The 21,154-nt window shown below is 65.2% G+C and carries 19 protein-coding genes and 1 pseudogene; 10 read left to right on the top strand and 10 right to left on the bottom strand.

All coding sequences use genetic code 11. The annotated features are described in order from the left end of the window. Nucleotides 1-320: 320 nt before the first annotated feature. On the bottom strand, nucleotides 321-1,733 hold the full coding sequence (locus tag ACFTE1_RS00570) for a pyridoxal phosphate-dependent decarboxylase family protein (protein ID WP_380624670.1): 1,413 nt from the start codon (nucleotides 1,731-1,733) through the stop codon (nucleotides 321-323). 60 nt (nucleotides 1,734-1,793) lie between these two features. Here ACFTE1_RS00570 and ACFTE1_RS00565 point away from each other — a divergent pair, with 60 nt between their 5' ends. Next, nucleotides 1,794-3,245 (top strand): aminotransferase-like domain-containing protein, encoded by a 1,452-nt coding sequence (locus tag ACFTE1_RS00565; protein WP_380624668.1) that lies wholly within the window; start codon nucleotides 1,794-1,796, stop codon nucleotides 3,243-3,245. A 269-nt stretch (nucleotides 3,246-3,514) separates the two neighbouring features. Here the strand turns inward: ACFTE1_RS00565 and ACFTE1_RS00560 are convergent, their stop codons facing one another. Beyond that, entirely contained in the window at nucleotides 3,515-4,093 is a 579-nt protein-coding gene (locus ACFTE1_RS00560; RefSeq protein WP_380624666.1) for a TetR/AcrR family transcriptional regulator, read from the bottom strand. A 110-nt stretch (nucleotides 4,094-4,203) separates the two neighbouring features. Here ACFTE1_RS00560 and ACFTE1_RS00555 point away from each other — a divergent pair, with 110 nt between their 5' ends. Then, complete coding sequence (locus ACFTE1_RS00555; protein ID WP_380624664.1) at nucleotides 4,204-4,581, top strand: DUF4267 domain-containing protein; 378 nt, start codon at nucleotides 4,204-4,206, stop codon at nucleotides 4,579-4,581. A gap of 31 nt (nucleotides 4,582-4,612) precedes the next feature. On the opposite strand, the gene ACFTE1_RS00550 is transcribed toward ACFTE1_RS00555, so the two are convergent. The 3 genes from ACFTE1_RS00550 to ACFTE1_RS00540 all read right to left on the bottom strand — a co-directional run bounded on the left by ACFTE1_RS00550 (nucleotide 4,613) and on the right by ACFTE1_RS00540 (nucleotide 7,032). Continuing rightward, entirely contained in the window at nucleotides 4,613-5,026 is a 414-nt protein-coding gene (locus ACFTE1_RS00550) for a hypothetical protein (protein WP_380624662.1), read from the bottom strand. Nucleotides 5,027-5,330: 304 nt separating this feature from the next. Further along, nucleotides 5,331-6,539, bottom strand: a complete 1,209-nt coding sequence (locus tag ACFTE1_RS00545) for an ISAzo13 family transposase (RefSeq protein ID WP_380762537.1) — start codon at nucleotides 6,537-6,539, stop codon at nucleotides 5,331-5,333. 139 nt (nucleotides 6,540-6,678) lie between these two features. Beyond that, nucleotides 6,679-7,032: a hypothetical protein gene (locus ACFTE1_RS00540; RefSeq protein ID WP_380625077.1), complete on the bottom strand. Its 354-nt coding sequence runs from the start codon at nucleotides 7,030-7,032 to the stop codon at nucleotides 6,679-6,681. A gap of 441 nt (nucleotides 7,033-7,473) precedes the next feature. On the opposite strand from ACFTE1_RS00540, the gene ACFTE1_RS00535 reads away from it, so the two are divergent. Next, on the top strand, nucleotides 7,474-8,682 hold the full coding sequence (locus tag ACFTE1_RS00535) for an ISAzo13 family transposase (RefSeq protein ID WP_380762537.1): 1,209 nt from the start codon (nucleotides 7,474-7,476) through the stop codon (nucleotides 8,680-8,682). 14 nt (nucleotides 8,683-8,696) lie between these two features. Here ACFTE1_RS00535 and ACFTE1_RS00530 read toward each other — a convergent pair whose 3' ends face one another. The 3 genes from ACFTE1_RS00530 to ACFTE1_RS00520 form a co-directional block, all read right to left on the bottom strand. Next, nucleotides 8,697-9,380, bottom strand: a complete 684-nt coding sequence (locus ACFTE1_RS00530; RefSeq protein ID WP_380624804.1) for an alpha/beta fold hydrolase — start codon at nucleotides 9,378-9,380, stop codon at nucleotides 8,697-8,699. 828 nt (nucleotides 9,381-10,208) lie between these two features. Further along, nucleotides 10,209-10,757, bottom strand: a complete 549-nt coding sequence (locus ACFTE1_RS00525; RefSeq protein WP_380624802.1) for a hypothetical protein — start codon at nucleotides 10,755-10,757, stop codon at nucleotides 10,209-10,211. A 118-nt stretch (nucleotides 10,758-10,875) separates the two neighbouring features. Beyond that, entirely contained in the window at nucleotides 10,876-12,375 is a 1,500-nt protein-coding gene (locus ACFTE1_RS00520) for a hypothetical protein (protein WP_380624800.1), read from the bottom strand. A 350-nt stretch (nucleotides 12,376-12,725) separates the two neighbouring features. On the opposite strand from ACFTE1_RS00520, the gene ACFTE1_RS00515 reads away from it, so the two are divergent. The 7 genes and pseudogenes from ACFTE1_RS00515 to ACFTE1_RS00485 all read left to right on the top strand — a co-directional run bounded on the left by ACFTE1_RS00515 (nucleotide 12,726) and on the right by ACFTE1_RS00485 (nucleotide 18,360). Beyond that, the gene (locus tag ACFTE1_RS00515; protein ID WP_380624798.1) at nucleotides 12,726-13,064 is read left to right on the top strand and encodes a YciI family protein; all 339 of its coding nucleotides are present in this window, start codon (nucleotides 12,726-12,728) and stop codon (nucleotides 13,062-13,064) included. A 295-nt stretch (nucleotides 13,065-13,359) separates the two neighbouring features. Next, nucleotides 13,360-14,649, top strand: a complete 1,290-nt coding sequence (locus tag ACFTE1_RS00510) for a hypothetical protein (protein WP_380624796.1) — start codon at nucleotides 13,360-13,362, stop codon at nucleotides 14,647-14,649. 296 nt (nucleotides 14,650-14,945) lie between these two features. Next, nucleotides 14,946-15,314, top strand: a complete 369-nt coding sequence (locus ACFTE1_RS00505; protein WP_380624794.1) for a hypothetical protein — start codon at nucleotides 14,946-14,948, stop codon at nucleotides 15,312-15,314. 142 nt (nucleotides 15,315-15,456) lie between these two features. Then, nucleotides 15,457-16,092, top strand: a pseudogene (locus ACFTE1_RS00500) (DNA glycosylase AlkZ-like family protein); the annotation flags it as partial. Next, nucleotides 16,055-16,648 carry a DNA glycosylase AlkZ-like family protein gene (locus tag ACFTE1_RS00495; protein ID WP_380624792.1) on the top strand — a complete coding sequence of 198 codons (594 nt, stop codon included), beginning with the start codon at nucleotides 16,055-16,057 and terminating at the stop codon, nucleotides 16,646-16,648. The pseudogene ACFTE1_RS00500 and the gene ACFTE1_RS00495, both read left to right, overlap by 38 nt. A gap of 340 nt (nucleotides 16,649-16,988) precedes the next feature. Next, nucleotides 16,989-17,639 carry a LysE family translocator gene (locus tag ACFTE1_RS00490; RefSeq protein WP_380624790.1) on the top strand — a complete coding sequence of 217 codons (651 nt, stop codon included), beginning with the start codon at nucleotides 16,989-16,991 and terminating at the stop codon, nucleotides 17,637-17,639. Between the two features lie 298 nt (nucleotides 17,640-17,937). After that, complete coding sequence (locus tag ACFTE1_RS00485; protein WP_380624788.1) at nucleotides 17,938-18,360, top strand: hypothetical protein; 423 nt, start codon at nucleotides 17,938-17,940, stop codon at nucleotides 18,358-18,360. 334 nt (nucleotides 18,361-18,694) lie between these two features. Here the strand turns inward: ACFTE1_RS00485 and istB are convergent, their stop codons facing one another. Both istB and istA read right to left on the bottom strand, forming a co-directional pair. Continuing rightward, nucleotides 18,695-19,489 carry an IS21-like element helper ATPase IstB gene (gene istB, locus ACFTE1_RS00480; RefSeq protein WP_380624786.1) on the bottom strand — a complete coding sequence of 265 codons (795 nt, stop codon included), beginning with the start codon at nucleotides 19,487-19,489 and terminating at the stop codon, nucleotides 18,695-18,697. Between the two features lie 103 nt (nucleotides 19,490-19,592). Beyond that, entirely contained in the window at nucleotides 19,593-21,074 is a 1,482-nt protein-coding gene (istA, locus tag ACFTE1_RS00475; protein ID WP_380624784.1) for an IS21 family transposase, read from the bottom strand. Nucleotides 21,075-21,154 lie beyond the last annotated feature (80 nt).

The raw sequence follows: 21,154 nt of genomic DNA, 5'->3' as shown, positions 1-21,154 counted from the left end.
CCGGGTTCGCCGACCATCTGGGCATCTGAACAGAAATGGTCCACGGCCGCATACGATCCATTGTCGACATGGCGAGGTCGGCGCCTGTCTGACGGCGTTCCACCAGGAGAGTCCTTCGAACCCCTCCCCCGGTCCAATGAAGCCTCGGAAGCCCTCGACCCACTCCAAAGAGAGCATCGCGGGACGGTGCCGTGTCACCGTGAGGTCCTCCAGCTGTACGGGAAAAACCTGTTCCACCAGGTCGGCGCGGCCCCAGCCGTGGCCGAGTGCGACTGCGAAGAGCCGCACTCGACGTCGACGGGTCAGCAGCGCCCGGGCTCCTATTCAGATGTCGTGCCGGGTCCTGCTGCCACGCGATTCCAACACCGCACCATGGCCTCGGCCGAAACGGCGATGTCCTCGGGAGTCGTGGAGGCGTCGCTGACACTGATCCGCATGGCACGGCGGCCCTGCCAGACGGTGCCTCCCGCCCAACAGGTTCGGTCCTTCTGGACGGCGGCGATCACGGCTTCGGTCGTCTCATCGTCGTCGAACCGCACGAGCACCTGGTTGAGCGCGGGCGGCACGAGCACCGTCACTCCCGCCTCGTCGAGAAGGCTCGCCATCTGCTCGGCCCGCCGACAGAGCCGATGGACCAGGTCGGCGACTCCCTTGCGCCCCAGGCCCGCCAGGATCGCCCAGATCTCGGCCCCGCGAGCGCGTTGGGACATCTGCAGACCCAGATGCGCACCGGCGCGTTCGGCGTCGCTGTCCATGTAAGCGGCGCTGAAGGCCATGGCGCGGCGCAGGTCGTCCGGGTTACGGCAGATCGCGATCCCGCAGTCGTACGAGGCGTTCAACCACTTGTGCGCGTCGGTGGCCCACGAGTCGGCCAGTTCGGCGCCGTCGGTGTGCCTCCGCTGCGTCTCGGAGGCGCCGGCCCACAGGCCGAAGGCGCCGTCGATGTGGACCCACGCGCCCCGGCGGCGGAGGCCCGGGATGAGCTTCAGGAACGGATCGCTGTGGCCGGTGTTCACATTGCCGGCCTGGAGCAGCACGATGGTCGTTTCGTCGACGGTCGGGAAGAGGTCGGCCCGGACCCTCCCGCACTCGTCGGTGGGCGCCGAGACGACCTGGTCAGTGCCGATTCCGGCCGCGCGCAGCGCCTTCGCGACCGAAGCGTGGATCTCTTCCGAGGCGACCACCTTCAGCGGCGGTGCTCCGGCCAGTCCGCGTTCGTCGACGTTCCATCCCGAGCGGAGGAGGAGCGCGTCGCGGGCGGCGATGAGGCACGTCAGGTTGGCGACCGACGCCCCGGGACAGAAGGCGGCGATGGCGGTGTCCGGCAGGCCCAGCAGTTCGAGGGACCAGCGGGCGGCGATCTCGTCGAGCCGGGCCCCGACCGGCGACATGACCGGCAGGGCGGTGTTCTGGTCCCAGGCTCCCAGAAGGACCGACGCCGCGGAGGCGGCCGGATCGGTGCCGCCGTTGACGAAACCGAAGTACCGGCCTCCGGTCGAGGTGACGGTCGCCGGCGAACCGAACTCGTCGAGCATCGCCACGACCTTGTCCGCCCCTATGCCGGCGTCGTTCAGCTCGGTCGGGAATCGGTCGAGGCCGCGCAATGCCTCTTCTGTCGGGAAGACGCCGCGCTCGTGGCTCGAACCGATATAGGCCGCCGCTCGCTGTGCGGCGTCGAGGAACAGCTCGGTCTTCGCGGCCTGCCGGCCGGGTGTGTGTGGTTCAGATGGCATAGTCCGAGTCTATGAAACTGGCACTGGAAAACAAGTGCCACTTTGTGAGAAAGTGGCACCATGTCGAATCGACCAGGGCGCCTGAGCGTCGAACACCTGACGGCCGGACTCTACGGATGGCAGGACGGCCCCGGCCCGCGCTACCTGCGGCTCGCCGAGGCGCTTCGGTCGCTCGTCGACTCCGGATCGGTCGCGCCGGGGACCCGCCTGCCCGCCGAACGCCCGCTGGCCGCAGCCCTAGAGGTCTCGCGCAACACCGTTGCCGCCGCCTACCGCCACCTCCGCGACGACGGATGGTTGGACGCACGCCAGGGCGCCGCGCCCCGCGTGGCCGCCGCGACCCACCTCAGCGGCGACTACGCCGCCTCCGCCGACCCGTTCGCCGACTTTTTCCGGGAAAGCCCGCGTCCCCGCCACGACCTCACGATCGCCAGTCCTCCCCCCGCGCCGGCCGTCCTCGACGCGCTGGGCCGACTCCCGGACCTGATGCCGGAGTCCGCCGGGCTGGACGGCGGCTGCTATCCGTCGGGGCACCCGCTCCTGCTGGAGGCGGTCGTCCGCAAGCTCCGCGACGACGGCATTCCCGCTCGGCCCGAGGAAATCGTCGTCACCAGCGGCGCCCAACAGGCTCTCGCGCTGGTCGCGGCGGCCTTGTACCGGCCGCGCCGTGTGGCCGCGATCGAGACGGTGACCTTCCCCGGGCTGATCGACGCGATCCGCCGGCGCGGTAGGCAACGGCTCGTCACGCTGCCCGTCGAGCAGGACGGCCTGCAGGTCGACGCGGCCGCGCGGCTCATCCGGGCCACCTCGCCGTCGGCCGCCTACGTCACCTCGTTCCAGAACCCCACCGGGCGTTCGATCAGCGACGCGGGCAAGGAGGTCCTGCTCGATGCGGCCGCCGCGGCCGGAACCACCGTCGTGGAGGACCGCGTGCTGGCCGACCTCCCGCTCAAAGGGCAAGAGCCGTCGGCGCCGTTGGCCGCGCTGTCGCCCGACTCCCCGGTGATCACGATCGGAAGCATCTCCAAAGTACTCTGGGGCGGACTGAGAATCGGCTGGATCCACACCAACCGCACGCTCGCGTCGCTCCTGCGGGCCCGACGCAGCGCCCTCGATCTCGGCAGCCCCGCGCCCATGCAGTTCGCCGCGGCCTGGCTGCTCCAGAACCACTACGAGGACTCGCGGGCCTGGCGCGTCCGACAGCTGCGGAGTTCCCTGGACGCGTTGACCTCCGCGATTACGGACGCGGGGCTCGACTGGCGGTACCAGGAGCCGCACGGCGGGCTCAACCTCTGGATCCGGCTGCCGCGCCCCACTGCCCGCGCCTTCGCCGATCGCGCGGCGCGGGACGGAGTCCCCGTCGTGCCGGGCAATGTGTTCACCACCGCCGCCGGGGTCGCCGCCGACCGGATCCGGATCCCGTTCTACCTGCCGCCGGACGATCTGGCGTCGGCCGTCACGATCCTCACCGCCTCCTGGGAACGGCACCGGAGGGCCGATCCCCGCCTCTGAACAGACCGTTCCCGGCGCTCGCGATTACCCCGTCAACGCCTCGGCCGACGTCTTTGTTCGAGCGGGAAGGGCCGCCCCTCACCCCGGGTTCTCTTCGCCGCCACCTGCTCTGTTCGGCAAAGGCGCAGGTCTTCAAGTCCTCGGAAGGGCCCTCGCCATCGCGGCACCGTACAAGTGCGGCAGGGGTCGGTCCGGATACCTGCTCGCCCCCTCGCCGAACCGACCGACCCGCGAACGGTGGTCCACGAGGCTTGAGCCGGGCTTCAAAGTCACTGCCGGTCCCGGGCGTTCGAGTACATTGCGACCAGCAGGTCCAATCGCTGCTTCTCGCCCTCCGGGGGGATCCGGCCGCCCTTCGCGAGCACGGCCAGGCCGTGCAGCGATCCCCAGATGAGCTCGGCCAGTGCCGCCGTCCGCCCGTCCTCGGGACCGAAGGCGCCGACCAGTTCCTCGAACCCGGCGCGCAGCGGTGCCGGCGTCTCCTCGCTGGCGAACTTCATCTGGGTCGGCAGGACGAACATGGCGTGGTACACCGCCGGGTTCCCTGCGGCGAAATCCAGGTACGCGGTGGAAATGGCGCGAATGCCCTCCGACTCGGGGACGGACTTGCGGGCCTCGCGCATCAGTTCCGCCAGCTCACCGAACCCTTCGATCGCCACGGCGTCCCGGATGGCGTCCTTATTGGCGAAGTGGCTGTACAGCACCGGCTGGCTGTACTCGACCCTTTCGGCCAGCCTTCGGGTCGTCACCGCCTCCCAGCCTTCGGCCTCGGCGAGTTCGCGGGCGGAGGTGATGATCAGTTGATGCCGTTGGGCTCGTTCGCGTTCGCGACGTTCGGAAGAGGACATGGAAAAATTCTAGCAGCACTAGACTTCCTGTCGTCGATATGATTATCATTGACCTAAGTTCTAGCAGTGCTAGATTCGAGACGCCCCGGCCCTCACGAAAGGAAGCGCCCATGCTCCTGATCATCGCCAACGTCCTCGCCGGCCTCATCGGCGCAGGCATCATCGTCATCGGCCTGCGCGAACTGTTCGCACCCCGGACCGCTGCCGACTTCGGGATTCCCAACACCCCGACCGGAAGCCCGAACTTCCAGGCGTGGCTGTCGGTGAAAGCCGTCCGCGACATCGCCTCCGGGGCTTTCATCTTCATCCTCATGGCAAACGGGTCGCCCGACCTGTTCGGCTGGTTCATGCTGGCGGCCGCCTTCATCCCCGCCGGCGACTGCCTGGTCGTCCTGCGCAGCAAGGGGCCGAAGTCGGCCGCCTACGGGATTCACGGTGCCACTGCCGCCGTGATGTTGGTGATCAGCGCCCTCTTGATCGCCGCGTGAACCCTGGCGCCCAGGAATGTTCCAGAAGCGCTCAAGTTCGGCGTCGATCATCGAGGACGTCGTCCGGCTCGGGATTCGCCATCTCGGCTCGGTGAATCCCGAAACCCTCGAGCACGCTCGCAGGCCGTACACCGGAGAGCCCATAGGCGAAGTAGCCCAAGGCGTTAACGCCGACTCCGAGGCCGAGGAAGGCCGTGAACACGAAGTACTCCGTCACCCAGTTCGGTGCCTGGGTCATGTCCCATCCCCACATGGCGCGGACGATGAGCCCGGAGAGGAACAGGGTCATTCCCGATATCCCGACCAGGCCGGCGTTCCACCGGCGCTTCGCGACGGTGGCTCGGGATAGAATCTTGTATTTGAATACCTCCTCACAACCCGGACAGGTCACGCTCAAATGCACGGGACCGCCGTCATCCGGTTGTTCCACGCCGGGGACGTTCACAGGATTGACTTTGCGTGAGTTCGGAGAGCAGTAGAGGGTGAGGATCGGAGGGGTGGTCATGAACGTGATGGTAGACCACCGATCCAGTTCGCCGTCCCCGGAAGACGATCGAGGCCTTCTTGACGAGCGGGCCCGGACAGGCGCGGAAAGGCGACGCTCGTTGAGCCGATCCACGAGGTCAGTTGGCAGCGCCGTAATCTCGGTAAGGACACCCTGGCTCCAATGCCAGCAAGTTGGTGGCATTGTTGCTGACTGTGTCCGTGATGGAGATTGTGGTGGCGGCCTTTTAGGGCTCTTGCATTTATTACTTGGCTGGTTGGCTTGTGGGTTGCTTGATCGTGTAGTTCCATTCCCCGTGGAACTCATGGGGTTGGAGCCCGATCTCGGCTAGGTCTTGTTTCGTGGCACGGCGTCCGGTCGCGTAGACCCGTTCGTCCAGCCAAGCGGTGACGATCAGGCCGTTCTCGGTCTCGGTTCCTCCGATACGGTCAAGAACGATCTGATAGTCCTGCAACGGCTGTCCCCGCCAATTGAGGGTCACGAACGAGAACAAGCGATGCTCGATCTTGTTCCATTTGCTGGTGCCGGGCGGGAAGTGCAGCATGACGATGTCCATCTTGAGCTCGGCCGCGAGGTCGGCCAGCTCCAGCTTCCAGAGGTTGGACCGGTAGCCGTCCGAACCGCCGGCGTCTCCGACCAGGTAGAGCCGGTCGAACCCGTCGTAGAGGTCGCGACCTTCGGCATGCCACCACTGACGGATCGTGTTGGCAGCGAACTGGGCCGTCTCACGGGAGACCCCGACGCTGATCCACCCGGTGTCGGCCCCGATGTCATAGACACCGTAGGGGATGGCTTTGGGGACGCCTGCAGGGAAGTCGTGGGCCTCAACCTCGACGGGGTTGTCTTTCGGACGCCATTCCCTGCCTCCGGCGGTGTAGTTGCCGACCAGTTCCTTGTTCTTGCAGTCGATGGACAGGACCGGATAACCCCTGGAGATAGCCCATGTGGTCTTGGTGTCGATGTACTCGAACTGGGCGTCGCGGTCGGGATGCTGGCCGCCCTCCCGGGTCTTCTTCGTTTTCTGTAGCCGGTAGCCCTGCTCGTGCAACAGGTTTGCGATGGCTTTGATCGAGGCGGTGAACCCCAGGCGCCGCAGTGCTTCGCGTAGTTCTTTGAGGCTCTTGCACGTCCATTTCAACGTGCTGGTCGGCTCGCCCCGCAAGGTCGGTTCAACCAGGGCTTCGAGTGTTTTGGTGATACCAGGCTGTTGGATTTCCAGGCGGGGCCGTCCGGCGCCGGGGGCGCGGACCCGGTCGGTGGCCTCCGCGCCGGCCTCGATCTCGGCCAGTCCGGTACGGACGGTGCTCTTTGACGCCCCTGATGCCTGCGCGACCACGGAAACGGCGCTCCTGTCGATACCAGTCTGGTCCAACGCCTGCGCCTCGGCTCCCAGGAACAAGCGCCACTGCCGCTCGTTGAGATGCGGTTTGATCAGCTCATACTTCGATGCCAAAACTTCCCGATTGACCATGCAATGTTCAACGAGCGGACAAACAAACCGACTCGCACACGACCAAGTAATTCATACAAGAGCCCTTAGGTGCACCGGTCGATGCTTCCGATCGCTCGGTGTTCGGGGATCGCCCGCTTCACTACTCTTGGGCCGTTCTCAATTGTCCTGGTGGCAGGGGCCGAGCTAGAAGTTCGCGGGCGATGAGGGTGTCGACGGGCAGTTCTTCATCGGCCATAATGCCCTCCGCTCGTACGATCTGATCCTTACCGGCCTCGATGGCGAAAGTGAAACTCATCTGGAGTTCACTCAGGCCGTCGTCCAGCGCGGCGGCTTGGGCCATGGCGGTCCGGATTACCTGGTAGAGGAGGAGGAATGCCCAGATCTCTCGATCGATTCCGTCGACGTCACCGGCGCGCAGGACACGGCGGCGCAGCAGCGTGGACTTCATCTCGGCGTAGACGGTCTCGATCCCCCAGCGCTCATGGCAAAGCACAATGAGGTCGCCTGCAGGGTGGCGGGCGGGGGTCGGGGGTCGGTCAAAGTGGTCAGGAGCCGGTAGTCGCCGGTGCGATTGCCCGGCGAGGCATTGATAGTGATCGTCGCTTCGATCAGCCGCCGGCGCAGGCGTCCGGCCAGGACGATGCTCGATCCGCCTGGTAGGCGCTGGATGCGTTTCGGCTTCATGGGCGCCGGTGATCACGCTGGACTGAGCGGCTGCTGTCTGGTTTTATTGTCTCACAACAGAAAACACCGACAACAGCCGTCATTGGCTTCCCGGACTTTTACAGCGGCACAAGGCTTCTGCCGACAGCCGAAGCTCCATGAAACTCAACCTACGGCCATAGCGCTAAGGGCTCTTGTATGAATTACTTGGTCGTGTGCGAGTCGGTTTGTTTGTCCGCTCGTTGAACATTGCATGGTCAATCGGGAAGTTTTGGCATCGAAGTATGAGCTGATCAAACCGCATCTCAACGAGCGGCAGTGGCGCTTGTTCCTGGGAGCCGAGGCGCAGGCGTTGGACCAGACTGGTATCGACAGGAGCGCCGTTTCCGTGGTCGCGCAGGCATCAGGGGCGTCAAAGAGCACCGTCCGTACCGGACTGGCCGAGATCGAGGCCGGCGCGGAGGCCACCGACCGGGTCCGCGCCCCCGGCGCCGGACGGCCCCGCCTGGAAATCCAACAGCCTGGTATCACCAAAACACTCGAAGCCCTGGTTGAACCGACCTTGCGGGGCGAGCCGACCAGCACGTTGAAATGGACGTGCAAGAGCCTCAAAGAACTACGCGAAGCACTGCGGCGCCTGGGGTTCACCGCCTCGATCAAAGCCATCGCAAACCTGTTGCACGAGCAGGGCTACCGGCTACAGAAAACGAAGAAGACCCGGGAGGGCGGCCAGCATCCCGACCGCGACGCCCAGTTCGAGTACATCGACACCAAGACCACATGGGCTATCTCCAGGGGTTATCCGGTCCTGTCCATCGACTGCAAGAACAAGGAACTGGTCGGCAACTACACCGCCGGAGGCAGGGAATGGCGTCCGAAAGACAACCCCGTCGAGGTTGAGGCCCACGACTTCCCTGCAGGCGTCCCCAAAGCCATCCCCTACGGTGTCTATGACATCGGGGCCGACACCGGGTGGATCAGCGTCGGGGTCTCCCGTGAGACGGCCCAGTTCGCTGCCAACACGATCCGTCAGTGGTGGCATGCCGAAGGTCGCGACCTCTACGACGGGTTCGACCGGCTCTACCTGGTCGGAGACGCCGGCGGTTCGGACGGCTACCGGTCCAACCTCTGGAAGCTGGAGCTGGCCGACCTCGCGGCCGAGCTCAAGATGGACATCGTCATGCTGCACTTCCCGCCCGGCACCAGCAAATGGAACAAGATCGAGCATCGCTTGTTCTCGTTCGTGACCCTCAATTGGCGGGGACAGCCGTTGCAGGACTATCAGATCGTTCTTGACCGTATCGGAGGAACCGAGACCGAGAACGGCCTGATCGTCACCGCTTGGCTGGACGAACGGGTCTACGCGACCGGACGCCGTGCCACGAAACAAGACCTAGCCGAGATCGGGCTCCAACCCCATGAGTTCCACGGGGAATGGAACTACACGATCAAGCAACCCACAAGCCAACCAGCCAAGTAATAAATGCAAGAGCCCTAAGCATTGACCGCTGTTTCGTGGAGAACGCGGGCGAGCTCCACTGGTCGGGTGATCATAGGCCAGTGTCCGGAGTCAATGTCGACGTAGTCGATTGAGCAGGCGGCGGGTAGCTCCGAAATATCCCCGGCTTTCACCCAGGACTCGGCGTCCGCTGCGCTGTACTCGGGACAGACCAGGCTGACTGGGACGTTGAAACGGTGCTCGTCCTGGTAGTGGACTATTCCATTCGCAACTCCCTCAGGCACTGGAACCATGCCTGAGGCAAGGCCGTCCTTCGCCTCCTCGTCCAGATCGACCGAGTCGGGACCGTCGAACGGCTCCCACCCCGGGAAGGGCATCTTGCCGTCGACAATAGGGAAGAAGTCGGCGTACTTCCCGCCTGCGGCGCCGGGGAAGCCTCCCACCATCACCGAACGACGGACCGCCTTAGGGCGCCGGTCGGCCGCAAGCCATGCCAGCCCGCTCGCAGCTGAATGCCCCACCACAACGGGGCTGTCGGCTTTATCGACGGCGCCGACGACAGCCGCGACCTGGTCGTCCAGGGTGGCGTTCGAAGCATTGTCATCCACTCCGGGCAGAGAGACGGGGACGGGGTTGTGCCCATATTCCTTCAACGCTCTCGCAACCTGATCCCAGGCGGAGGAACGGAGCCACAGGCCTGCGATGAGAATTATGTCCATAACGGATTCATCCTTCTATTGAGGTTCGGCCTTCGCCGCTTTCCTTCGGACCCTATCGGGCGGCGCCGACAACTCCGTGTCGAATCGGGTGCGTCGATGCCCCGGGCGGATCGTCCGTTTCTTGTCCCCGAGGTTGTCGAGTTGAGATGGGGAGGTTCGCACAGGCCGCCGCACGGGGTAATCGGATGGAGGGCGGCAGCGCGGGGCCCGGCAATCGCCGACCGTTCCCGGGTGATTGAGAAAGCCGGTCACCGGCGGTGCGGACCATGGACTGAACGCCATGACAGATACGCGATCGCACTCGAATCCTTCCCCGCTGGCCAGGGCCCGGAGTCATGCTAGGTATATCGTCGGCGGCCTGGGCGGTGTTGACTGCCCGGACGAGGCGATCGGTACCGTGTCTCGCTTGTGCGAGAAGGCACCCGCCGGCCCTGGGTTGGGTCTCGGCTCGGGATTGGGGCTGGGCCTAGACCCAATGCCGTTCAATAAAGCCCTCTACCAGGGAAATCACGATCTGGCCGGAGAGGGTTCGGCGGTTGGCCGGTAGACGGGTCAGCACGTCGACGCGAACCTTGGCCGGAAACGGCGTAGACGCGTACCCGCGGACCAAGGCACGGCCGTCGAATCGCGGTGGCGCGCAATGGGATTGCAGTTCGACTTGGCGAACAGACCCATGAGGCGTGAGTGGCGATCGGCGCACTTCCCCGGAGAACAACAGTCGGGGATGCCGCCAGCGTGATCACCGGATCACCGCTGAGGCCGGCGCCCCGGTCGACGCCGATGTCTCGTGCGGTCTCCGGTGATGACCGGTGGTCCACTCGGCACGCGCTACGTCTGCTTCATCTTCCTCTCGGTGTCGACCGGAATGCGCCGGCCCTCGAACCGGGAGACCGCCAGATCATAGAGACGCGTGTACTCTGCGGCCGGATACCGGAGCAGGTTGATCTTCAAGCACGGAACTCCGTCCTTCGTCCTGAGCCGCGGAACGTCCACGGCCTCGTTGAGACGGACCTCGAATGCGCAGTTCAGGTCGGCCCGGTCCCACAGGAGCGCGATCTTGGAATTGTTGTCGTACCTGATGCTGGTGACGCTGGATATCGCCGTCCATGGGATTTCGCGGCCACCCCGCACGGTGATCCCGTTCAAACCGATCGCCAGGTCGATGGCGTCACGGCCCTTCCGCGCCGCGCCCGACCAAGCGGTCGCCAGCCCGATGCCGCCGTAGATGAGGAACAGCGCCCCGAACGTGGCGGGAGTCCACTGGACGATGATCTGCGCGCGCCTGCTCGAGGTGTCGGGGAGGTCGTTGAGGATCAAGTACAGGCCCAGCGGCAGCAGGATCGCGGCCATGAACAGCAGGAACGCGCTCTTCTTCATTCTGGGCCCATGGTGCGACGGCGAGCTGACGAAGTCTTCGGCGCCCTGCTCGTGCGGAGTTGAGTTCTTCAAGGAATCGCTGTTTTCGCTCTCGTTGATCTTTCACGCCAGTATGGCACTATGCCCTCTGCGGAAACCGGTCCTTGAGCTTTCCATTGACCGGAAAGTCCATGGCCTCGGGCCAGTAGGCTGTGATCAGGCCCCGCTGGACCGCGCCGTTGCGGCGCAGCTTCGCCTTCACCGACATCATCCACTCGTAGATGTGCCTGGCGTTGACCACCGTGTAGGTCTCGTAGGCGACGTCGCTCTCGGCGAGGAAACACCCGATCCACGTGCCCATGCGGTGCTCCCAATAGAGCAGCTCGTGCTGATCGCAGAGCCCCTCTGTGGCGCCGAAGTCGACCAGGTCGTGGAACCGCCCGAACTCCTCGACGAACGGCTCGCCGTCACCGTGGAGCTCGGTGAGCACCCGCGCCATCTCCCGGGGGCCGACCGGCGTCCGCACCTTGCCGAGCACGCTGTACCAGCGCCGGGCGATCCCGTAATGGTTCGACCGAATGTGCAGGTAGCCGTCTAGCCCGCTCTCCAAGTGGGAGAGTCCCAGGGCCGGGTGGCTGTACAGGGAGGCGTTCGCCCTGGTGATGGAGAGCAGCGGCTCCTCGGGGTAGCGGTAGGGCATCGGCACGCGGCGGAAGTCCAGGCCGAGCTTGTCGGCGAGCTCCCGGGACACGTCGGAGTCCCGTGATTTCTTCCCGGTCCTGCCCTGCCGCACTTCGGGGAACTCGTAGCAGAAGTAGGTGGCCCGGTCCGCCACAGACCGGGAGACGGCGGTCGTGGTCCGGCTGTCTAGACCGGCGGTGAGCGAGATGAGCAGCCGGTGGTCCCGGCTGAGCAGCTCCAGCTGGCTCTCGAGGATCGGCCCGAGGTGGTCGATGACCTCCAGAGGGTCCCGGCGGGCCATCTCCACTCGCGGATAGAAGCGCCGGACGCGCTTGGTGGGCACGTGCATGTCCGTGTTCGGCGTGAGCGTCCGGACGGTGTCCCAGGGCGTCAGATTGCCGGGCAGCGCGTAGGTCCGGTGCCGGGCGAACAGTTCATTGGGATCGGGGAACACGGGATGCCTCGGAGCGCCCGTGACCTCGGCCAGCAGGTGGGCGTGGGAGGAGAACGCGTCGGCCTTCTCCGAGTAGTGGACGGGCCTCATCCCGGTCGCGTCGCTCTGGACCCACACATTGCTTCCACGGCCGTCGATGACGATGTAGCGTCCGCAGACGAAGTCGAGCGCCTCGATCATCCGGTCGCGCGAGCGGCGCCGGCGGGACAGAAGCTTGGCGGCGATGCCCCCGAGGTCCGTCGTCCAGTCGGCGATGTCGACGGCGATGCCGAGCAGGGCCACGAAGCTGCGCCCCCGGCAGGCGACGGCGAAACCGAGGCGCGGGTCGTGGTGGAGCGTGCGGCCGCCGAGCTCCTGCGAACGCCACCAGGGGTGAGGCGGTGCGACGTCGATCGAGGTGTACAGGTATCCGCGGGCCCAGAGCAGGTGGCGGTGGTCGTCGGAAGGCGTGACGGCCGAGTCGGAGGCAGGGGTGGTCGAGGAGGAGTCGGTGCGGAAGAGCACGGGGGTGTACCTTTCAGCGGGAGTAGAACGAGGGAGGTCTCGACCCTGCCGACTATAGGTGAATTACATTCGAATACCACTTTTCCCGCCGGAGAAGACAGTGGAACGGATGAGTCTCCCCCCGCGGCAACGATGGACCGTATCGACCCATTCCCTCCCCGCGACACGGCTCCCGAGTCGCATGACATACCGGCCGAATTGTCATACCATCGCCCTAACATCGAAGCAGGTGGGCAATGCCCCTCGGCCTCGGCGAATATTCTTCACCGGGTACTCGTGGTCTCCAAGATCCGACGTACACGGCAGGGCAGAGCGGTACTCGAGAACAACGCAGGACGGGGAGAAATGGCATGACGCGATACCTGATCTCATTCGACGACGGCTCGATGGACATCCCGGAGGAGGACCTCCCCGATGCGGACAGGGCCGCCCACCAGGTGGTCGACGAGGCCAAGCGCGCCGGCGCGTGGATCTTCGGCGCCGGACTGGAAAGCCAGAGCGCCAGCATCGTAGCGGCCGACGGGACCGTCAGTGAAGGTCCCTTCCCCGAGACCAAGGCGGTCCTCGGCGGTTTCGTGATCGTGGACGTGGGCTCCCGCGAGGAGGCTCTGGAGTGGGCCGGCAAGTTCGCCGCCGCCTGCCGGTGTCCGCAAGAGGTGCGCGAGCTCCTGCCCGACCCGAACGTCTGATTGACGATCGCGGAGCCGGCGCCCGTCAGATGCCACGGCACCGCCATCGCGCGGCGGAGCGCCCCCGCGCCGCGAAACCACGACATCGTCTCCCTCGGGATACCAACCCGCAGCACTCCGCATCCCGGATCATGTTCTGGGGCAATCGGTCCCCAGACGTTCCGACCATCCAACACGCGGCCACAGGTAGTCAGACGATGACATCCCCCTATAACAGTTCGGCATCAATACTTTCCTCCGCCGCCCGCGCCTGACATGATCGAGTGGCCACCCCACCCCGAACTGGAAGACGACCATGCCCCGCAGTAGATTCCGCCGGTACCTCCCCGCCATTCTCAGCGCCGTCGCGGCCCTCGCCTTCGCCTCCCTCGGAATGGCGAGCGCCTCGGCCGACGACAACGGCGAAGCCGTCCTTAAGATCACTCCGCAGGAGACGTCGATCGGGCCCGAGGCCCAAACGCACCGCCTCAGCTTCGACGTCTACAACGAAGGCGACGCGGAGGCCCTCGACGTCCGACTCCACTTCTCCATCGAACCGGTCGACGACGGACTCGGCCCCGACGCCATCGCCCTGGGCCCGTTCAACCCGGACGCCTCGTGCGATCCATACGTCGAGAACACCCTGGAGATAACCTGCGACCTGGGCGATATCGGGCCCGGACAGGTACGGCACATGGACGACATCACGATCTTCGTGCCCGCCGACGCCAAGGCCACCGCCGCCACCGCGACCGTCGAGGCCGATGGCCCCATCGACCCCGACCACAGCAAGATGGAACAGGACATGTTCATAGCGCGTGGAGAGAGCGGTATCGACATGGGCGTGTGGTCGGTGGACTCCGTTCATCTGGAGAAGGACTCCGCGACTCCGTTCGGACGTGAGGAGATCGGCCTGTACAACCAGGGAGCGGTCGACGCCGTCGGTGTGGAGATGGTCCTCCGCTATCCCGAGGACGCCGAGTTCACCTTGCCCGCCGCATGTGAGGACACGGGGCACCGCATCGTGTACTGCGTCTTCCCCGAGCTGACCGTTCCGGCCGGCACCGGCCCCCAGCACGGCCTGGAGCGTCTGGACCTCGCCGAGCTGACTCTGGCAGACGACGTGTACGGGGCCAAGAGCCTCGGGTTCATCGACGGGTACGTGTCCGCCCTGAACACCAGCTCTACCGAGGCCAAGTCACTGCAGTCGGCCGATTCAGACGACATCGTCGTCGCAGCCGAGCTCGGGGACTCGGACAATCTGCTCTTGGTCGGAGTGGAGGCCGACGGCGGTGAGGAGCCCAGCCCGTCGCCGAGCGACGAACCGACCGAGACCGCGACCGAAAGCCCCAGCGCCTCGCCGACGGTAGAACCCACTGAGACGGGCACTTCCACCGAGGAGCCCACTGAGACCGGCTCGGCCGACCCGACCGATTCCAAGAGCCCCTCGGAGTCCGAATCGGACGCGCCGACCACGACGGACGGCCCGCAACCCAAGCTGCCCGTCACAGGCACCTCGTACATGTCCCTGATCTGGTATTCCGCAGCCGCACTGAGCGCCGGCGCCGCGCTCGTGTTCCTCACCCGGTCCCGAAAGACCGCCTGACCGAGGACCGGACGGCATTCGGAGCGGCCTTTGATCACTCTCGCCTCTTCTGCTCGGTGGCAGATGCTGCCACTGAGCAGGAGGACGCGCTTCCGCTGTGAGCCGCCGATGCCGTTGCGGGGCTTGAGCTAATAACCTGTCTCGAGCGACCGGACTCGGCCGTCGAAAAGCCTCGATCGATGCCCCGCAACGCGACCCAGGACGCGAACGCCGGTGCCCACCGCACTGGCGATAACGGGGCACGTATGCTGGGCGTCGCCCACCCCACGGATCGAACACCATTTCATGGAGCCCACATGGGACTTGATTTGCCCTCCATCTCCCGGCACCTCTTCGACGCCATCAGTCGGCCGCCCGCCCTCATCGGCAAGCCGCCCCTGATCGAAGACGCCGACCTCCGCTTCACGCTTGCGCGTCGAGTCGGGGGACCGCAGTCGCAGGAACGGATCCGGTTCGCCTTCGCCTACCGGTCGAGAGACGGGGTCCTGGCCGCCTGGGAGCTCGAACCCGTGGCCACACAGGCGGAGGCGTGGGGCACCGAGTCGGTCATGCGAGGCATGCTGGACGAGATCAGCACCGTGGAACCGGACCGGTTCGAAGCCGACGACGACCGTTTCACCTACACGCTCGACATCGCGGCGGGTCCGGACACCGACCTCGGCTGAGTTCGCCATTGTCGGCCGTTCCCTCAACGGCCGGGCCACTCGCCTCTCTCATTCCCCGCTTCCTCAGCCGCCATCAGCCCCGGGCCTCCATGAAATGCGTTTTAATACGCCGGGATGGAACACGTCGCGATAGTGTGAGCGCGTGGTTCTCAAGGTCTCGAAAGCCGATGTCATCGCTTTTCGCCTCGGCGCGCACAATCTCGACGAAAGATCGACGTCCGACCGTCTCGTGGACGCGGCCGGCGCCTGCGGGATCCAGAACAGTCCGCCCGGTTCAGCACTGCTCGCCCTGCACGCGAGAGTCCGCGACATGACCGCCGGCCGGCTCGACGCAGCGGTCTCCGACGAGAAGAGCCTGCTTCAGAGCTGGTGCATGCGGGGCGCGCCGTTCTACTTCCCAGTGACGGACGCTCCGACCTTCACCACGGGTGTACTGCCGCCGACGGAGAAGGCTAGGCTGCACCTCGTTCTCGGGGTCGGTCCGGCGTTGGACCGTCTCGCAATGAGTCTCGATGAGACGGTGGAGTTGACGGAAGCAGAGACTCGCAACGTGTTGTCCGGGAGGCGTCTTGCCATTGGCGAGTTGGGAGAAGAGGTCGCCGAGCGCATCGCCCGTACCTTGCCGAAGAGGCAACGAAACGTCTGGGAGGAGATAGGACCCTACGCCGCGAACCAGCCGCTCGGAGAGGGCGTCGTCCACTTCTGCTTTCGCCTCCTCACTTTGAGGGGGCTGGTCTGTTTTGGCGCCACGTGCCGGAAACAAGGCACCGCTCGTCCTGGTCGACGAGTGGCTCGGCCGTCCGATCCCGCAGACCGATCCTTACATCGCGCGTGCCGAACTGCTCCGCCGGTACCTGCGCCGATACGGCCCGTCGACGCGGGGCGATTTCGCCGCGTGGGTCGGAGTCCAGGCCGGCGATGCCGACCACTGGTGGCGCTTGATCGAGAACGAGTTGACGCAGGTGGGTTTCGGCCGCGGGTCATGGATCCTCACGGAAGACCTCAACGCGCTGCGGGCGGCGACGCCGCCGAAGGGAGTGCGACTGCTTCCGCAGCGCGACCCCTATACCCAGATGCGCGACCGTGAAACGATCGTCGACGAGAAGCACGTGCGGTCCGTGTGGAAGCCTGTGGGTGAACCGGGAACGGTACTCGCGGACAGCGAGATCGTCGGCATTTGGCGTCCGCACAAGAGCGGACGGAAGCTGACGGTCAGAGTCGACACCTTCCGCTCGGTCCCCGACGGAGCCAAGAAGGCGCTGCGGCAGGAGGCCGAACAGGTCGCGGAGCTACGGGGCGCGACGTCGATGGACATCGTGTTCGGAACCCTCTGAACTCCCGCGGTACACCAACGACTCCGGACACGGCCACCCTCATCGGCGTCCCTCTTCCGCTCGGGACGATGTCGCACCCACCGAACTCCGATACGTTGACCCGCCGAATCGTATGGCCATGGCGCCCTTCCCCGTCGAGAACCCGTTCTTCAACCGAAATGGGGCCCAAGCGGCGACAGAGTCCGCCTGACAGTTGCGGAACGGACACGGGTCAGAACCCCGAGCCCGGGCTATCATCGTCTCGACGCCGATCTCATTGGGCGGAAACCCGAAGGCGGTTTCTCGAGGAATCCGTTTGAGTGGACGGTAAGCCATGGGTTGTGCGATAAGGAGGACGGCAGTGGTCGAGTGGACGGCGATGGCGGGCATCTCGCTCGTGGCGTTGGGAATGGTCCTGACCCCGGGACCCAATATGATCTATCTGGTCTCGCGGACGATCACCCAGGGCCGCAAGGCAGGATTCGTCTCTCTTGCGGGTATCGCGGGAGGCGTGTTCGTCTACCTGGTCGGGGCGGTCGCAGGGATCAGCGCGATCTTCGCCCTCGTCCCGGCCCTCTATACGGCACTCAAGATCGCCGGCGCGGTCTACCTCCTCTGGCTGGCCTGGCAAGCCCTGCGCCCGGGAGGCACATCGGCCTTCGCTCCCAAGGACCTCCAGGTGGACCCGCCCCGGAGGCTGTTCGCCATGGGCATGCTCACCAGCCTGCTGAACCCCAAGCTCGCCATCCTCTACGTCTCTCTGCTTCCTCAGTTCATCGACCCGGCGAGCGGCCCGGTCGCCGCGCAGAGCCTTGTCCTCGGGCTGACTCAGATGGCTGTCGGCATCACGGTGAACGGCCTGATCGTGTGCGGGGCCGGCGGGATAGCCGCATTCCTGGCGGAGAGGCCGCTGTGGACCAGAATCCAGCGCTATTTCATGGGAACCGTGCTCGGCGCAATGGCGATACATCTGGCCGTCGACAAGACCCGTCCGGCGGCCGCGCTGCCGTAGACGAGCATCTCTCTGTATCCCTCCTATGGCCGCTATTGCAGCAACAGTTCTCGGGATCGCTGATACGGGCCCCGCATTTGCCTGACGGTCCGCCAACCGTCGCCGTCGCGGGGACGACTGCCGTGTCTCAAATCGAGCCCTATTGTCCTCTGTCGCCAATACGACCCTCTCGAATCAGTCGCCGTACCCGGTGAGAGGCGCCGGGACCTACCATCCACATAAGGGTCATTCGATCACGGCGCGGAATAAGACCGACAAGACTTGGTGCTCGTCTCCGCGCCCGAAGGGACTACGCGAAATGAGAACACTTTCCAGGGCCATTTCGAGCCTCATAGCCGCCATTGGAATCATCCTGGCTTCCGTCGGGACTGCCGCTGCGCAACCAGGCACCTATGGAGGCACTCCGAACGGCGATACCTGGTACGTCCGCAACGCGGAGGGGAAAATCGCCGGAATCATCGCGTGGAGGGACTACGATGCCGACAATCCCAGCGAAGACATGGATGACATCGGCGTACAGGACTACCGGACCGACGGATACTACATCGAAGTCCTTGCGTGCTGGAACGGCGAATGCTACGCGAAGAACAGCTATGGCAAAGTCGAATGGCTCGATATCGGAAACCCGCGGGTAGGAGACTACATCGTGGTGAGGGCTTGCATGAGGAGGTCCGACGATGGTGCCATCTATAGATGCAAGAACGGCGTGATCGTGGAGTGACCTTTTCTCCGCCCTCGACTAACCCAGGTGAAATTCGATCGACTCCGCCGAGAGGAAGTCATCGGCGAACTCGTCGGGGACGGAGACTTCGACATATTGCCAGAACTCCCCCGGCGAGGTCCGGCCGGCGAGTGCTGTCCGTCCCCCTCCCAAAATGCCGTCTTCGCCCCACCAGACGACGGTTCCCGTCAGGAGAAGCCCCGGCTCGACATCAGACCCGGAAAGACGGCATTGGACCTTTGTCAACGGTCTTGCGAACTTCCCCACTGGCGGACTCGTAAGGTCCCTGCTGGCGGACATCTAAGTTCCCCAGAACACGACTGAACGTTTCCGTTTAGCTACTGAAAGAAACGACTCCTTTGCCAGTAGTCGCTTCGTTCAACCGGTGGCTCTCGCCTGAGGTGACGGCGATGTGCGCGTGGTGCAGCAGCCGATCGACAGTGGCCGTGGCCAGTGTTTTCGGCATAATCTCATCGAACCCGCTGGGGTGGAGGTTGGACGAGACGGCCAGGGAGCGTTTCTCATAGGCGCTGTCGACCAGGCGGTAGAACCCTTCGGCAGCGTCGTCGGAGACTGGAAGCAGGCCGATGTCGTCGACGATGATCAGGTCAGCCCGGGCGATTCTGTTGAACGCCTTGTTGACCGTGTCGTCAACGCGGTGGCGTCGGACGATCGCTCCGAGGTCTTCGATCGTGAACCAGGAGACGGCCAGGCCGGCGTCAACGGCTGTCTGTCCGATGGCTTCGCTGAAGTGCGACTTGCCTGTTCCTGAAGGACCACAGATGCAGAGGTTCTCCCTGCGACCGATCCATTCGAGCGTGCGCAGCGCCTGCTGAGTCGGGGCGGGGATCGACGAGGCGGTCTCGTCCCAGACATGGAAGGTCTTCCCCGTGGGGAACCCTGCCCGTTTGCGTCTGGTGCGCAGGTTGGAAGACTCCCGGCCGGCGACTTCCTCGGCCAGCAAGACGCGGACGATCTCGGCCGGGTCCCAACGCTGGGCCTTGGCGGTCGGGACGACCTCCTCCAACGCTCGCCGGAAATAGGGCATCTTCAGCCGTTTGGTGAGGGCGATGGCCTCCTCGTAAGCCTGCCCGGTCGCGGCGGCGACGGCAGATGCGGGCGCCGCCATTCGAGGTGGGACCGGGGCGGAGGTGGTGTCGGTCAATGGTTTACCTTTCACTCATCATATTTGTTTGGCCTCGAACCCGGCATAGCCCAGGTTCGGGGCTTTTCTAGTTCGGTCCGAAGGACGCCCAAGCGCCAGTGCCCGGCTGTAGGGAGTGGTCCTCCGAAGCGCGTGTGACCTCGGCGCGGGCGCGGTATTGCTGGTAGGCGAGGATGTCGTCGAACGAAGCGGTGTCGAACCGCTCTGCGGTGCAGGCGGTGGCCAACGCTCGGATGACAGCGGGCCTGCCGTGGTCGCAGACAGCTTCGAGCGCTCGGGTCATGGTCTGGGAGATCCTCGAGGCGCCTGCGGCTGCGGCGGCGATCAGCCATTCCTCCGCCTCGTGCCCGAGGGCGAGGAACTGGGATTCGATCTTGTTGCCGGGTTTCGGGCGCCGGTTCCCGCGGGTCGAAGGCGGGTAGTGGTCGTCGTTGATCGATGGTTGGCCTGGTGTGGAACGCGTGTGGCGGGCGACCTCGCGGGCTCCGGCCTCGCTTGCAGCGACGATGACGACCTCGTCGCCATCATGGCGAACCCAGACAGTCTGATCGGTAAGCTGGTGCGGGACGGAATAGACGACCCGGTTGAGCGTGACCGTCGCGTCCCTCCTGACCCGCCGAGTCTCCCCGAACGCTGCCGAGAACGGTTCCTCTGGGACCAGGTGCAGACGGGTCTGTTCCTCCATCAGGGCCTCTGCCGGGACGCGTTGAGTGGCGGTATGGACGCGGAAGTTCACTTCTTCGGACCAGGCCTCGCAAGCCTCTTCCAGGGCGGAGAACGCCCCGTACTGGGCCCGCAGGTTGACGGCGGTGGGGACGAGGTCGCGCTTGGCGATCTTCACCGTGTTCTCCGACCCGCCCTTGGACTCTGGATCGGCTGGGAGACAGGTGCGGACGGTCGTGCCGTAGAACCGTCCGACCTGCGCCATGGTTGGATGGCGGACTGGGATGCCGGCGACGTGGTCGAGCGTGACGGTCTTTTCGTTGTCGGTCAAGACGTAGGTCGGGACGCCCCCGATGATGCGGAACGTCCGGTCTAGGCAGGCGGCGACGGTCGGCAACGTCTTGTCCCAGATGGGGAACACGACGCGGAAGCGTGACCAGGCCAGCCAAGCACACCACAAGTGCGTGCGCTGCCCGTCGACCTTCGGGCCTTCGCCGTAGTCGTATTGCAGCCACATGCCCGGCTCAGGGATCCAGGGACGGTAAACGCGCCGGTTCCCCGACCGCCAGGCGTGCTTCGCCGCGGCCACGGCCCGCCGTGTCGTCCGGTCAGTGCCCGTGAATCCCAGCGCGGTCAGCTTGCGGTGTACGACATCAGCGCCGATCTTGCCCTTGGAACGCTCGACGAGCTCCTCGATTTTAGGCAGGTAGGTGTCGATCATCTTCGCCCGCGGCTTGCGCGCGGTGGGGTCGACGCCCTGGCCGCGCAGCGCGACGTAGTGGGCGACAGTGTGGTGGTCGCAGCCGGCGAGTTCAGCGGCTTTGCGGTACGAGCCGGTCAGGTCGTAGGCCTCGAGGATTTCCATGATCTCCCTATCCGATTTCACAACCGGTAATCATCCAGAACACGATTCGATAACAGTGGGGAATTTTCGTGTCCGTGAGTGGGGACCCAGTCCTGTCCGCC

It is taken from the genome of Salininema proteolyticum, from assembly GCF_042685645.1.
GTDB lineage: Bacteria > Actinomycetota > Actinomycetes > Mycobacteriales > Micromonosporaceae > Salininema > Salininema proteolyticum.
Note: the sequence above shows the minus strand (reverse complement) of the source record. Positions and strands in the feature narration are given on the sequence as shown.

Bases quoted from the DNA above. Each gene is read 5' to 3' on its own strand.
- ACFTE1_RS00530 (WP_380624804.1), bottom strand. From the start codon at position 9,380: ATGGACATAATTCTCATCGCAGGCCTGTGGCTCCGTTCCTCCGCCTGG.
- ACFTE1_RS00560 (WP_380624666.1), bottom strand. From the start codon at position 4,093: ATGTCCTCTTCCGAACGTCGCGAACGCGAACGAGCCCAACGGCATCAA.
- ACFTE1_RS00485 (WP_380624788.1), top strand. From the start codon at position 17,938: ATGAGAACACTTTCCAGGGCCATTTCGAGCCTCATAGCCGCCATTGGA.
- ACFTE1_RS00570 (WP_380624670.1), bottom strand. From the start codon at position 1,733: ATGCCATCTGAACCACACACACCCGGCCGGCAGGCCGCGAAGACCGAG.
- ACFTE1_RS00555 (WP_380624664.1), top strand. From the start codon at position 4,204: ATGCTCCTGATCATCGCCAACGTCCTCGCCGGCCTCATCGGCGCAGGC.
- ACFTE1_RS00515 (WP_380624798.1), top strand. From the start codon at position 12,726: ATGACGCGATACCTGATCTCATTCGACGACGGCTCGATGGACATCCCG.
- ACFTE1_RS00505 (WP_380624794.1), top strand. From the start codon at position 14,946: ATGGGACTTGATTTGCCCTCCATCTCCCGGCACCTCTTCGACGCCATC.
- istB (WP_380624786.1), bottom strand. From the start codon at position 19,489: ATGGCGGCGCCCGCATCTGCCGTCGCCGCCGCGACCGGGCAGGCTTAC.
- ACFTE1_RS00525 (WP_380624802.1), bottom strand. From the start codon at position 10,757: ATGAAGAAGAGCGCGTTCCTGCTGTTCATGGCCGCGATCCTGCTGCCG.
- ACFTE1_RS00510 (WP_380624796.1), top strand. From the start codon at position 13,360: ATGCCCCGCAGTAGATTCCGCCGGTACCTCCCCGCCATTCTCAGCGCC.
- ACFTE1_RS00565 (WP_380624668.1), top strand. From the start codon at position 1,794: ATGTCGAATCGACCAGGGCGCCTGAGCGTCGAACACCTGACGGCCGGA.